This is a genomic window from Paenibacillus sp. TAF43_2, from assembly GCF_052113545.1.
Taxonomy (GTDB): Bacteria; Bacillota; Bacilli; order Paenibacillales; family Paenibacillaceae; genus Pristimantibacillus.
This window is the reverse complement of record NZ_JBFRDK010000171.1, coordinates 1-12,924: the sequence shown is the minus strand read 5'-3', so window position 1 is coordinate 12,924 and position 12,924 is coordinate 1. Positions and strand designations below refer to the sequence as shown.

Sequence of the window (12,924 nt, the reverse complement as noted above, 5' to 3'; positions counted from 1 at the left end):
CTCCCTCGGGTGTGGGCTGCGCTGCCGATACCGGCGCCTGTGCTCCGAATAAGCTCACTCCCGCAACAGCAACCAGTAAAGTGACTAACATCATTTTGCAACCTATTTTCTTCATAATCGATAACATGGTGAGCCTCCAACATTCTGCGTATTTTTTTGACAACCTACTCTCGACTTGCTTGTGAGAGCATATCATAAGCTTGTGAACGCAGAGTGAACCTCGCTAGTTTTCACAAAAAAAGAGCCGCCCGCATGCTGCTTGGGCGACTCTTAATCGAAATAAGCCATTTATTTATTCGGGAAACAGCTCGTAATCAAACTTTCCATCCGAAGCAAAAACATATTCGCAGCTATTTTGACCCCAAGTGGCTGTGATGCTATAAACTCGGCCAGTTGTCGGTATATCGCTTATAACTGTTGGTGGATTAATGAATGCATACTTTCCATTAACATGGTTTACGGCAACTTCTTCAATCGGCAATAACGATTGCTCAAAGCTTTCAGTCAGAAAAGCCATTTTCACTGTAACTTTATCTGGTGTATTTTCTCCAAAATCGACTTTCAATTTCTCGCCTGGCTTTAAACGACGCAGACCTGTTAGAAGGGTAGGCTCGCTATGCCAAGCTGCTTGGTAAAAGGACATTCGATCATACTTAACCCCATTCCAACTTGATTTTAGAATTGTATAATTTTCGATGGGATCAGGATTTCTCTCATGCGAGATGACAATTGCGGGTGGTTCAACAGGACTGATGCTGCTGCTTACATTGGAATTGCTTGCTCCCACACTAGTCCCAAGTGCAATAGCACTAATAATGACGACTGCCGCTAATACGAATGAGGATAATATTATGAATGTCGATCTTTTGCTAGGTCGCATAATAGCCACCAGCCTTTCTCTTAAAATCGTCTTCTCATCGCTAAAAGTAGCCTGTAATCCTCCAACGGGGTATTGTTCATTTGAGGCTACCGCAATTAAGGTTTCACCGTATTCCTGCTTCTCTGAAGAGGTGAATTTACGAATAACCACTTCATCGCAAGACAGCTCACAAAGACGGTTGATCTCTTTTTCTACAAAATAAACTACGGGGTTAAACCAATGCAGAGAAGTAACGAGCATGGAAAACCATTTTACAACAATATCAAACCGTTTCAGATGTGTGATTTCGTGAATCAAAATATTTTTGAGCTGAACTTCATTGAAATTGTTATCTGGTAAGATGATTGTCGGCCTTATAATGCCTATAAGCATAGGAGTGGTGATGTAGGAGTTGCGTACAAGCTTCGCTTTATACCGTCCATTCAACATCATGCCAAGCATCCTATTTTCCCAATCATATGCAGGCTTGCTTGTTGTTTTCATATACTTTAAAAATCGAGTATAGCCTCTTAATTTTATAAAGAGTGATAGTATTGTCCCAATTAACCAAACGTAAATGGCATATTGCTTAATTATTGTAATCACAAAAATTTCTGAATTATCAGCTCTGATACTCTCTGCTGCTTGAGCATCATTTGCTTGAGGCAAGGAGATTGCATGAGTTGGGTCTATCTCCATACCAGATTTTGCAGCTTCCCCACCTTGTAAAATGGGACCTGTTAGAAATGGATTTTTGTTAAAAACATCATTCATAATACTCCCATCAAACGAAAACGGAATCGTCAATCTTAGGAGTACTACGATCCAGATGTAATACTGAAGCGACTTCGAGAATTTATGCTTGATTATTGGCTTCATTAAAAACAATAAAAAGAAGAGGATGCTTCCTGATATCGAAAGCGACAATATAAGTTTCATGATGTCATTCAATTCAGTCACCTACCTTAAATAAGGTACGCAGCTCCTTGATGTCTGCTTCGTTTAGCTTATTGCCTCCTAATAGCGTTGCAACTAGACTTTTTGCACTTCCAGAATATAAACGATCGATTAATGTTTGTGTCGCATGCTCGTTATATTCTCGCTCGCTCACTTGTGGCTTGTAATAGAACACTTCCTTCTTGGCTGCAATGACTACGCCCTTCTCGCACAATCTCCGAAGCAATGTTTTTATTGTAGAGCTTTCCCAGCTGCTTGATTTTTCAAGACATTTTCTAATTTCAGATATAGGCAGCTCTGTCCCGGCTTCCCATAATACACGCATAACTTCAAGCTCTGAATCCGTTATCTTTGAAACTAAGCTGCTCATCATCCCACTCCTCAAGGTTACGTATGTAGACTCTGATTAGAGTTTACAGCAGTAACCTCCAACTGTCAAATCATTCCTGTGTATTATTGCCACCACTCATGGTGTTCAATTTTTCAAAACTTCAAGACTTCAAGACTTCAAGACTTCAAGACTTCAAGACTTCAAGACTTCAAGACTTCAAGACTTCAAGACTTCAAGACTTCAAGACTTCAAGACTTCAAGACTTCAAGACTTCAATTCTTAAGTCTACTACACTATACCCCCAAAATTTTACTTCGTTTTATCCTAGTCTTTCAGATTAACCACGAACCCTGCAGGGTAATAGTAACTGTTAACTAACGAATCTAATAGAAATGTCCATAGAGAGGATACTATTTATGAAAAAGGCGATGATCATTATTAATCCCACTTCTGGTAAAGAAGAGGCACTCAACTATGTCAGAAAAGTGGAAAACCTTTTGACTGATCAAAGATACGACGTTACGATCAAGGAGACGGCAAAAGAACAGGACGCAACCCTGTTTTGTATATCTGCGTGTGAGGACAGTTATGATTTGGTCGTTTCAATCGGAGGGGATGGCACGCTTCACGAAACGATTAATGGACTTATCAATCAAAAACATCTTCCGAGGCTTGGAGTAGTCCCTCTTGGAACAGTTAATGATTTTGCTCGCGCATTACAAATACCGCTTCTTCCCGACAAAGCCATTCAGACCCTCTCTTCTTCCCGAATAAAAATAGTAGATTTGGGCCAATTAAATGACCAATTGTTCGTCAACACCGTTGCTGTAGGCTCATTTGCTGAATCACTCTCTTCCGTTACGTCAGACGATAAATCCCGGCTCGGCGCTTTAGCCTACGTAAAAGAAGGGATCAAAGAGCTTATGAACCCGCCGACTCATCCTCTTTGCATTCAATATGATGGAGAAACATGGGAAGGAGAATCTCCACTCTTTCTCGCTGCGTTAACCAATTCAGTAGGCGGATTTGAGAGGTTGGCACCCGACGCGGCTGTTGACGATGGTCTGCTTCACTGTTTTATTATCAAGGATTTGACTATATTCAATACGATCACAGCCAGCCTGTCATTGCTGTTCGGCAATTTCAAAAATCATAAAGACGTAGTTTATTTTACAGCCAAAAATGTAAGTATAAGCTCGTCTGAATCAGTCAGAACCAACGTTGATGGTGAAGAAGGTCCTTCCTTGCCCATCCATATAAGCAGTATGCCACGTCATATTCAGGTGATTGTACCAGAAGAGGCTACAGTGTAGTCCTAGTCCGCAGCTATTTGTAGATCAAGATCAATATAATCGGCTAGTGGAACGGATGGGATCGATGGAGTCCGTGCGATCGGCGAAATAGGTGGATTCGGTGAGATCGGTGGGACCAGAAGGATCGATGAAATCGGTTGATTCGGTGAGATCGGAAGGATCACTGAGGTCGGCGGCATCAATAGGAACGCTGAGATTGGTGGGGCAAGTGGATCAATGAGGTCGGAGGAGTCGGTGAGATCGGAAGGATCACTGAGGTCGGCGGAATCAATAGGAACGCTGAGATTGGTGGGATCAGTGGAATCGATGAGGTCGGAGGAGTCGGTGAGATCGGAAGGATCACTGAGGTCGGCGGAATCAATAGGAACTCTGAGATTGTTGGGGTCAGTGAGATCGGCATGATAGGTGTCTTTGTCAATGGGGCATTACAAGCCTTTTCGGAATCTACAACGTTAGGTCCCTTCGTCGTTGTTTACGAGGACTAATACTAGCCTTGGAGCAAGGCTGCCTACCAAGATTGGACAGATGAATATAAGACGTAGTGGCTAGCATCTGCTCATTTTGCTTATTTTACGGACATAGGTTCCACTATTTGTGAATATTAGCTCATTTTGCTCGTCGTTCGGACATTGATCCCAATCTTCGAAGATTTAACCTCATTTTGCTTATCTTACGGACATTGGTTCCGCTATTTGTGAATATTAGCCAGTTTTGCGGATTTTATGGACATAGGTTCCGCTAATTACTATAAAATCGAGTGATTTCGAGGGTTTTATCACAAATAACTGATCTCATGTCCGTTAAAATCTCAAAACCCCCTTAAATTGTTATTTAGCGGAACTAATGTCCGTTAGCACTGCTCAAAACCTTGCAACCTCGAAATTGCCGCTTCTATTCAAGTTCTTCCGATACAAAATCCCACTCTATCAACACTTCGCTGTATGTTACTTGTCTTACAGACACATTTCCACTCTTCGAACTCTTCAGCTCACAATGCTCGTCTTTCGGATATAGATCCCGCTCTTTGAACACTTCAACTACTTTGCTCATCTTTCGGGTATAGTTTCCGCTTTTTGAACACTTCGCCTCATTTTTCTTGTTTTACAGACACAATTTCTTCTCTTCGAACACTTCACCTCATTTGGCATTTCTTACGGACATTGGTTCCGCTATTTGTGAATATTAGCCCATTTTGCGGTTTTTACGGACATAGGTTCCGCTATTTGCTATAAATCTGCGTAATTTCGGGGGTTTTATCACAAATAACGGATCTCATGTCCGTTACATACTTACAAACCCCCTTAAACCGTAATTTAGCGGAACTGATGTCCGTTAGGACTGCTACAAACCTTGAAACCTACCTCAAAACCTGGTAATCACCGCCCTTTCCTCCGCTCTACTAATACAAAAAAGCCACTTCCAAAGAAGTGGCCTTGAAGATGTTCGCAATGTTCGAATGATTCTCAAATGATTTTCGGAGATTGTTAAAAAAGAACTAGAGTAGCTTGTCGATAAAGAAAGCTCCAAGCAGGAAATCCTTCAATGGTTCTCAGTAGCYTTCGTGTCCTATCAAATGTTTGAAAGTTGTTTAAAAAGTAATTGAAAATGTAATTGAAAAGTTGCTCGATTGTTGCTCCAACGACGCTCGATAAGCTACTAGAGAACGCAGATTCTAAGCTCCCAAGCCAGCAAACCGCCAACCGTCCCCCGCCAACCTTCGTTGCAATAAAATAATACTGCTGCTCGCTATAGCAACTACGGTGAAATAGCAGCTAGCACTCCCGATGAGTCACTATTTGCCCTAGTAAGCTTTTACTAGCTTCCACGCTCTCTCCATATCATCGATTAGCGTATACGGATCTTCCATTCCGATGTACAATCTGGCTACTGATGGGTTTGTTCCGTCCGGGTTTCTACGCTCAGGCGTTGTATTGACCGTAACGAGACTCTCGTAACCGCCCCAGCTGACTGCAATCCGGAAATAATGCAGCGCATCTGCCCACTGCTTCATGACAGCAACGGGAAGCTTGGATTCGAAAGAAAACAAGCTGCTGTATCCGTCCAGTTGTTTTTGTGCCAATTCATGCTGAGGATGTGAACGAAGACCTGGATGGTTTACACGATTGACCATAGGGTGTTTCTCCAAATACTCCGCGATGATCATGCCGCTCTTCTGATGGCGCTCCATACGAAGCGGAAGCGTACGTAAACCACGAATCATTAACGACGCTGTATGAGCGGTCATGATTCCTCCTAGCAGCATATACCCTTTGTTCTCAATTTTATTAATTAGCGCAGCACTTCCAGTTACAACTCCGCCCAGACAATCACTATGTCCTGAAAAAAACTTAGTCATCGAATGCAGCACGAGATCGATGCCCATAGTCAGCGGCCTTTGGAAGCAAGGTGTTGCCCAGCTGCCATCTATCATTGTAATGATCCCTGTTTTTTTCGACAGTTCAGCTATTCCTTCAAGATCCTGCAGCTGAAAAAGGCCTGATGTAGGGCTCTCCACGTATATAATTTTTGTATTTGGCTGTACTGCATCCTCGAAATCGGAGAGCAAACTGCCATCTACATAAGTGACTTCAACCTGATATCTCTCTGACATTTCGTTTAGAAACTCTCGTGTTGGCCCGTAAGCCTGATCAACACAGATGACATGATCGCCTGAACGAAGTAGCGCATGCAGCGTTCCTGCAATTGCAGCCATGCCCGATGCGAAGCAGCGCGACTGCTCACCGCCTTCCAATTCGGCGATTTTGCTTTCCAAATATTTTACCGTTGGATTGTTGCCTCGGGAATATACGTTGGCAGCTAATACATCCTGCATCGCATGATCGAAGGTTTCATGATTCTCGAAAGTAAATAAGCTATTTTGATAGATCGGTATGGTTACCGCACCGTAATGTTGTTTATCTACCTGATCGTGAGAGACTTTTGTATGCAGCTGATTATCCATTTCTTTTCTCTCCATCATGTCGTTTCCCTCTATCCATTCCATGAATTTATTATCCTTTTTCTGCTCCCTGTGTTAATCCCTCTACGATGAAACGCTGGGCAAAAGCGAACAATACGACGGTAGGAATGACCGATAGTACCGTTCCAGCCGACATTGCACCCCAATCGACATCAAATTTCATAACGAAGGAGTTCATAGCTACCGGCAGCGTCTTCAATGCCTCGTCATCGATAAACATGACAGCCATAAACAGCTCATTCCAGTTTTGTACAAATGCAAAGATGAAGGTTGAAGCAATTCCCGGCAGCATGACCGGAATGATTACTCTTAACAACGCCGTCAGACGCGAACAACCATCAATCATGGCTGCCTCCTCTAAACTGCTCGGAACACGTTGGAAAAAGCCTCGAAGCATAATGGTTGAGAATGGAATGAGCATAACCGTGTAGCAGATAATTAATGACATCCTTGAATTAATCAAATCCAAGTCCGCCATCAATAAGTACAATGGAGCTAGTGCAATAAATCCCGGAAGCATTTGCGTAACGAAAAACGCCATCATAATCTGTTTATGCCCTCTAAACTGAAAGCGAGCCATGACATATGCGCTTAGAGTCGCAATAAAAATAACGATAGCAGCAGCAAGGACGGCTACCAATAAGCTGTTGAAGATGTAAATATGGAATTTCGATATTTTAAAAATCTGGATGTAGTTATCCAGCGTAAATTGCTTTGGCCAATATTGAAGCGGGAAAGAGAATATATCCTTTTGAGGCTTAAGTGAAGTAATGACGATCCAGTATAAAGGAAATACCATGATTACAAAATGCAACGCTAGATACAGCACCTTCAGACCTGTCAGTATGCGTGGCTTCATCTTAAAAATCACCCACCTTTTCCGACTTGGTCACAAACAGATAGAAAATCGTGTACAAGATTAGAATGCCGATCATCGTAACACCAATTGCCGATGCCATCCCGTAGYCCCCGCCGTAAATTATTTTATCTAGCATAAGTGAGGATAAAATATGGGTTGTTCCCGCAGGACCGCCGTTAGTCAAACCGTAAATAATCGTTGGATCATTGAATATCCATATCGCTCTGAGCAAAGTCGTTGCGATAATCGTAGGAAGAATAAAAGGAAAGGTGACATTAACAAATTTGCGAATGCTCCCCGCTCCATCCATATCCGCTGCCTCATACAAATCAGCTGGCACCGATTGAAGAGCCGCAAGCAGCATGATTGCAAAAAACGCGATGCCGTACCATACATTGGCGATAATGACCGATGACATCGCCCAATCTGGATCAGAGAGAAAACCGATTCTAGTATCAATAAGGCCGATGCGCATTAATAGATCATTAATAACGCCCATTTGGGAGTTGAACATCCATTTCCAAATCAAGCCGATTAAGAAACCAGACAAAGCCCAAGAGTAAAAGATAAACCCTTGATATACCCCTCTGCCTTTAAACGGTTTGCGCAAAATCAGTGCAAGTGAGAGGCCAATCAAAAATTGAAACGTTAAGGAGAAAAACACCCAGTATGCGCTATTCGTCATCGCTTTCAGAAACTTAGCATCTTGGAATGCGGTTACAAAGTTCTGGAATCCGATGAATCGAACGTTCGTCAGATCGAACAGAACGTAGTTCTGAAACGCCATGACTACCCCTTGCAGGAATGGATAAAACGTAAATATGAGCAGCAACACCAAAGCTGGTAGCAAGCTGAGCAAAATATACGTTCGCTGCTTTCTCAATGCAATCACCGCCCTTGACTTAGAAAATGCGATGGGCGGCTGCTGAGCCACCCATCACTATTTTTCAGATTATTTGTTCATGTCCGCTTTCGCTTTCGCCCAATATTCATTCCACTTCGTTAACGTATCCTCAACTGAAGTTTGGCCTAGCAGCATCGCCTGACCACTTTCCATAGCGACGGTACCCCATTGTCCATTAGCAGGATATTCGAACGGCGGTTTGAAATTGATGAAAGTATCCGGTTTGTTCGTCATATCAAGCAAAGTTTTGTAAGGTCCTTTTTGGAAAAACTCATCCTCTGTAGCCGAAGAGTGGATCGGTACAGTACCATGGCTTTTGGATAGCTGTGTATTCTCCTCAGGCGAGGATAGGAACGTAATTAATTTCCAAGCAGCTTCTTTGTTCTCCGAGTGGGAAGTGATACCCCAGCCTGCTCCACCTGCAGAAATCATCGCTTTGCCTGATGGGCCAGTAGGCATTGGAGCTGTTGCCCAAGTGCCTTCTTGCATGTTCTCGCTCAATACTTGAATAACGTCTGGATCTTGCAAAAGGAATGCAGTTACACCAGAAGTAAATGCCTGTACCTGCTCTTGGAAGCCCCAGTTAATAGAATCCGGAGGTGATCCTTCTTTGTACAGCTTCACATATAGATCCAATGCCGTTTTGGCTTCTGGAGAAGAGTAGATTGTTCCGCCATCTTTCAGGAACATCGCATCATCAACATTGATCTTGTCTGCGTCGTACGCTTGGATCAATGCATCAGGAACACCGTTGGCACCAGGACCGCCACGGAATGAGAAGCCGTAACGGTTCTTTGCAGCGTCCGTCAGCTTAACAGATGCATTAACTAACTCTTCGTAGGTAACCGGAGCATTGATTCCCGCTTCCTTCAACCAATCTGCACGATAAAACAATTGGCGCTGATACAATCCGTTTGGTATGAAGTAGAGCTTATCCTTGACTGATGCAACCGATTTAGCAACAGCCGTTACAGTGCCAAAGTCGCTCCATGAGCCTGTGTAATCGTTCAATGGCTCTACGTAGTTGTTATTTACGAATTCCGCAACGTTAAGATCGCGTACTTCCAAAACGTCTAGCGGTTGTTTGGCGGCCAACATCGTTCTGATTTTGTTATCAGCCTGATCAAACGGTGGAGAAATCAATTCAACCTTGATGTTCGTGTTCTGGGCCATGAATTTGTCGATGCTTGCTTTAATCAATGCTGTACGACTCGGGCTGGTCAAGCTTTCAATCATGCGAAGCGTAATTACTTTCTCTTTACTTCCGCTGTCAGGCTTTTTCCCATCATTTGAAGAACTGCAAGCTGTAGTGAGAGTAAAAACCATTACAGCCGTCAAAGCGGATAACATCCATGTTTTCATTGGTTTACCAAACATATGAATCCCCCTAGAGACATAGTGTCATACTATCTACCTGTATGATAGGTTAAATATAATGTAAGCACTTTCATCTTGTCAATAACAAATTTTAATTAATAATGACGTATCGTTTCCTCGATAATATCCATCATTTTGTTAAATTCAGCTAATGCATGCTGTACATCATGTTTGGCAATACCATCAAATAACGTACGATGGAACGGATACGTGTTATCAAATAATTCCTTWACGCCGAACGGGCCAGCAAAGAAACGTTTGATTAATTCAGAGATAGATTCATAGACGCTGTGAAGCAGCGGATTAGCGGCAGCATCATAAATATGCTGATGAAACTTATAGTCAATTGCCGATGTATCCAGACCTCTGTTTTTGCACACATCATACTCTTCTAAACATAGTCTCATCTTCTCGATTTTTTCGTCACTAATCCGTATAGCAGCAAGCTCTACAGCCTTTCCTTCCAAAGCTCTGCGCACGTCAAGAATATGAAGAAGAAACTTCTTCTCATTCTCAATTTTCACCTTTCCGCTATAGCGATAAGACTCAGAATCATTAACAAATATACCTTTTCCGTTCACCACTTTAACAATATCGATAGCTTCAAGATACCTCAGTGCTTCACGCAAAGAGGAACGTCCTACACCTAATAATTTAGTCAGTTCTTCGGCTGATGGAAGCTTGTCACCCTCCTGCAAACCTTTAACCTCGATGTATTTTTGAATCTCTTCTGAGACCAACTCATGGACATTTTGCTTCTTAACCTTCTGAATCATTTCTATCATCCTTTTTACCTTTCAGATAGGTGAATCTTATTCGATTATATGTATTTTGTCAATAAAGCGCTCTCTTTTTGCAAGCATTGCTTACAAGCCGATAGAGTCTGAGTTTACCATTTTCATAACTAATATTTTGCTAGATGAGAGATGAGAATGCTCCTTCGAACATAAAATAAGAAAAACTTGCTTATTTACTTTCTATTTTTTAATTTCGGTATTTCCTATTTAATGATAGTAGAATCTTACCTCCATAAGGGAAAGAGGTGCTGCCATGCTTGAGCAGATTATTCTAGTTAGCAGCTTTACGTTTATTATTCATTTTGCAGAAACGATTACATACTCTCTTCGATTAGCTGGCGTGCGTATGGGAAAAATAGCAGTCGCTATATCGTTAACCGGCATTATCCTGCTGGTATCACGAACAGCCAACATGGTGCAAGCACCGCTTATGGGAAAGCTCATCGATTCTGCCAAAACTTCCATGGAGTATTCATTGATTGAGCAATTTCGAATCATAATCTTAAGCGCGTCACTCGGAACAATTGCTGCGATGCTAGCATYTCCAACCGCGGTGATGCTGGCTAGACGAGTCATTGCCCATTTGGAGGTAGCAGGCTCTATCCCAGGCTTGCTAAGAACGACGGTATCCATTGAGAAACTTAAAAACTCGCGTTCACACATCCGACTGCCAAAGCTGGGAATGCTGGCGCGTTTAAGAATTGGCGGCATACCGAAACGATTGTTTTTACTCAACATTATCGTAACTGCGGTCTATACCATTGGCGTGCTGGCTGCTTTACTCGCTTCTTCCATTACGACTGAACATGCGATCGCCGCTTCTCAATCATCCGGGCTAATCAATGGGGTAGCAACGATTTTGCTAGCACTTCTTATTGATCCTGAAATCGGCTTATTGACGGATAAAGTGCTAAAGGGAGAGAAAAAAAGCGCTGCGTTAACTAAAGTATTCGGTCTGCTTATGTTGTCCCGTGTGATGGGCACGATGCTGGCACAATTGTTGCTTGTCCCTGCAGCATCCTTGATTTTGTGGGTCGTATCTAGATAAAAAAAGAATGTTAACTTGCTTGAGGAGGAAAGTCATGCTGTGGTCACATTTATTTTTCAAGCAGGATCGTTATAAATTTTTTCCAAAACATATCGCGATCATTATGGACGGCAACGGGAGATGGGCAACTCGCAAAGGGCTGCCGCGAAACGTTGGACACTTTTACGGGATGAAAACGATGCAGAAAATCATAAAAAGATCGATTTCGCTAAAGCTTAGCTGCTTGACCTTATATGCATTTTCAACAGAGAACTGGAGAAGGCCCAAAGCTGAGGTTGATTATTTATTGGAGCTGCCTATCAAATATTTTCAGAATCAAACGATCGACGAACTAAACAAAAAAAATGTAAAAGTAACTTATATCGGCGACATTAGCTCGTTTCCCGCTCATACGGTGGACGTCATTCAGCGAACCTGTGAAATAACGAAGAACAACACTGGCATGCTTCTGAATATGGCTCTTAATTATGGGGGGAGAACTGAAATTCTGCAAGCTGCAAAAAAGCTCATCGCTAGCGGAGCAGACCCGCTCACTTTCGATGAACAATTTGAGAAAACGATCGCTACCTCCGATTATCCGCCAGTTGATTTAATCATTCGGACAAGCGGTGAAAAGAGGCTGAGCAACTTCCTGCTTTGGCAGGCAGCGTATGCAGAATTATGGTTTACGGATAAAAGCTGGCCGGATTTCAACTATGCCCTATTGAACGATGCGATACAAAATTATTCGAAAAGAAAAGAACGGGAATAATGAACCTGCAAAGACCAAACCCTTCACATAAACGAGGAGAATGGTCTTTTTGTTTGAAAATCATGCTAGTTTTGTTTCGCTATTTCTGCAAACTTGGTATTGAATTGCTGTGCAATCTCATCCAAATGTGGAGTCATAACATTAGATTTTTGTTTTAAAATAGTAAACTTATTCATTAACGCTGCTATTTCATAGGGGGACCCATCGATCAGTTTGGTAATCGGCGACATATGGTATATTTTCAGAAAGCTGTATACAATCCCTCTATAATTGCGAATAAACTTAACTTGGTTTGCTGGTATAATCGTATAACCTAATGATTCTAACACTTTAAAGCCTTCATCTATTGCTGTAATCATTTGCATGAGCAGCTTTTTGTTCTTCGCCATTTTTTTGAATTGATTATCGCTTGTTATGCTAATTGCGTTCATCGCCAGTATAGGCACGATATGACTTTTAAGCCAAGCATCCATATCTTCTTGATAATCTAATTTGTATTTTACTTTTTCAAAGGCTTTTTCTAGTAAAGGTTTAAATGACAGCTCCCCTTCTAAACTGCCAAGCACCATATGTCCGCCTCCACGTATACAGATCATTCGATCAACTTCTCGACGACCGCCGCTAAGCTGGAATCCGAATGCTATATTTTTTTTCACGGCACTATTTTTCTGCAAGTCATTTTGCATTTCATGAGCGTCTGCATTATTGCCTACAAGCACAATATGACTGCTTTGATTTTGAGCAAGAA

The 12,924-nt window shown here is 42.2% G+C and carries 12 protein-coding genes; 3 read left to right on the top strand and 9 right to left on the bottom strand.

The genetic code is table 11. The features are described from left to right. Positions 1-292: 292 nt before the first annotated feature. Entirely contained in the window at positions 293-1,798 is a 1,506-nt protein-coding gene (locus tag AB4Z17_RS26585; protein WP_441963144.1) for a M56 family metallopeptidase, read from the bottom strand. A gap of 13 nt (positions 1,799-1,811) precedes the next feature. Beyond that, positions 1,812-2,189 carry a BlaI/MecI/CopY family transcriptional regulator gene (locus tag AB4Z17_RS26580; protein ID WP_441963142.1) on the bottom strand — a complete coding sequence of 126 codons (378 nt, stop codon included), beginning with the start codon at positions 2,187-2,189 and terminating at the stop codon, positions 1,812-1,814. Between the two features lie 374 nt (positions 2,190-2,563). On the opposite strand from AB4Z17_RS26580, the gene AB4Z17_RS26575 reads away from it, so the two are divergent. Then, entirely contained in the window at positions 2,564-3,460 is an 897-nt protein-coding gene (locus tag AB4Z17_RS26575; protein ID WP_441963141.1) for a diacylglycerol/lipid kinase family protein, read from the top strand. 891 nt (positions 3,461-4,351) lie between these two features. On the opposite strand, the gene AB4Z17_RS26570 is transcribed toward AB4Z17_RS26575, so the two are convergent. The 6 genes from AB4Z17_RS26570 to AB4Z17_RS26545 all read right to left on the bottom strand — a co-directional run bounded on the left by AB4Z17_RS26570 (position 4,352) and on the right by AB4Z17_RS26545 (position 10,356). Next, positions 4,352-4,510 (bottom strand): hypothetical protein, encoded by a 159-nt coding sequence (locus AB4Z17_RS26570; protein ID WP_441963139.1) that lies wholly within the window; start codon positions 4,508-4,510, stop codon positions 4,352-4,354. Between the two features lie 751 nt (positions 4,511-5,261). Next, positions 5,262-6,464: a trans-sulfuration enzyme family protein gene (locus AB4Z17_RS26565; RefSeq protein WP_441963138.1), complete on the bottom strand. Its 1,203-nt coding sequence runs from the start codon at positions 6,462-6,464 to the stop codon at positions 5,262-5,264. Positions 6,465-6,471: 7 nt separating this feature from the next. Further along, entirely contained in the window at positions 6,472-7,299 is an 828-nt protein-coding gene (locus AB4Z17_RS26560) for a carbohydrate ABC transporter permease (RefSeq protein WP_076269999.1), read from the bottom strand. Between the two features lies 1 nt (position 7,300). Next, entirely contained in the window at positions 7,301-8,191 is an 891-nt protein-coding gene (locus tag AB4Z17_RS26555; protein WP_441963136.1) for a carbohydrate ABC transporter permease, read from the bottom strand. Between the two features lie 60 nt (positions 8,192-8,251). Then, positions 8,252-9,580 carry an ABC transporter substrate-binding protein gene (locus tag AB4Z17_RS26550; RefSeq protein ID WP_441909767.1) on the bottom strand — a complete coding sequence of 443 codons (1,329 nt, stop codon included), beginning with the start codon at positions 9,578-9,580 and terminating at the stop codon, positions 8,252-8,254. A 95-nt stretch (positions 9,581-9,675) separates the two neighbouring features. Next, on the bottom strand, positions 9,676-10,356 hold the full coding sequence (locus AB4Z17_RS26545; RefSeq protein WP_441909769.1) for a FadR/GntR family transcriptional regulator: 681 nt from the start codon (positions 10,354-10,356) through the stop codon (positions 9,676-9,678). Between the two features lie 274 nt (positions 10,357-10,630). On the opposite strand from AB4Z17_RS26545, the gene AB4Z17_RS26540 reads away from it, so the two are divergent. Both AB4Z17_RS26540 and uppS read left to right on the top strand, forming a co-directional pair. Then, a complete protein-coding gene (locus AB4Z17_RS26540; RefSeq protein ID WP_441963134.1) occupies positions 10,631-11,425 on the top strand; it encodes a lipid II flippase Amj family protein in 795 nt (264 codons plus the stop codon). Between the two features lie 34 nt (positions 11,426-11,459). Then, entirely contained in the window at positions 11,460-12,176 is a 717-nt protein-coding gene (gene uppS / locus AB4Z17_RS26535; protein ID WP_441963133.1) for a polyprenyl diphosphate synthase, read from the top strand. Positions 12,177-12,241: 65 nt separating this feature from the next. Here uppS and AB4Z17_RS26530 read toward each other — a convergent pair. Beyond that, the coding region (locus AB4Z17_RS26530) for a ketopantoate reductase family protein (protein ID WP_441963131.1) at positions 12,242-12,924 on the bottom strand (683 nt) is incomplete at its 5' end.

What these genes read in the sequence shown, in the direction of transcription:
- AB4Z17_RS26550 (WP_441909767.1), bottom strand. Translation starts at nt 9,580, where the DNA reads ATGTTTGGTAAACCAATGAAAACATGGATGTTATCCGCTTTGACGGCT.
- AB4Z17_RS26585 (WP_441963144.1), bottom strand. Translation starts at nt 1,798, where the DNA reads ATGAAACTTATATTGTCGCTTTCGATATCAGGAAGCATCCTCTTCTTT.
- AB4Z17_RS26565 (WP_441963138.1), bottom strand. Translation starts at nt 6,464, where the DNA reads ATGGAATGGATAGAGGGAAACGACATGATGGAGAGAAAAGAAATGGAT.
- uppS (WP_441963133.1), top strand. Translation starts at nt 11,460, where the DNA reads ATGCTGTGGTCACATTTATTTTTCAAGCAGGATCGTTATAAATTTTTT.
- AB4Z17_RS26575 (WP_441963141.1), top strand. Translation starts at nt 2,564, where the DNA reads ATGAAAAAGGCGATGATCATTATTAATCCCACTTCTGGTAAAGAAGAG.
- AB4Z17_RS26570 (WP_441963139.1), bottom strand. Translation starts at nt 4,510, where the DNA reads ATGAGCAAAGTAGTTGAAGTGTTCAAAGAGCGGGATCTATATCCGAAA.
- AB4Z17_RS26580 (WP_441963142.1), bottom strand. Translation starts at nt 2,189, where the DNA reads ATGATGAGCAGCTTAGTTTCAAAGATAACGGATTCAGAGCTTGAAGTT.
- AB4Z17_RS26560 (WP_076269999.1), bottom strand. Translation starts at nt 7,299, where the DNA reads ATGAAGCCACGCATACTGACAGGTCTGAAGGTGCTGTATCTAGCGTTG.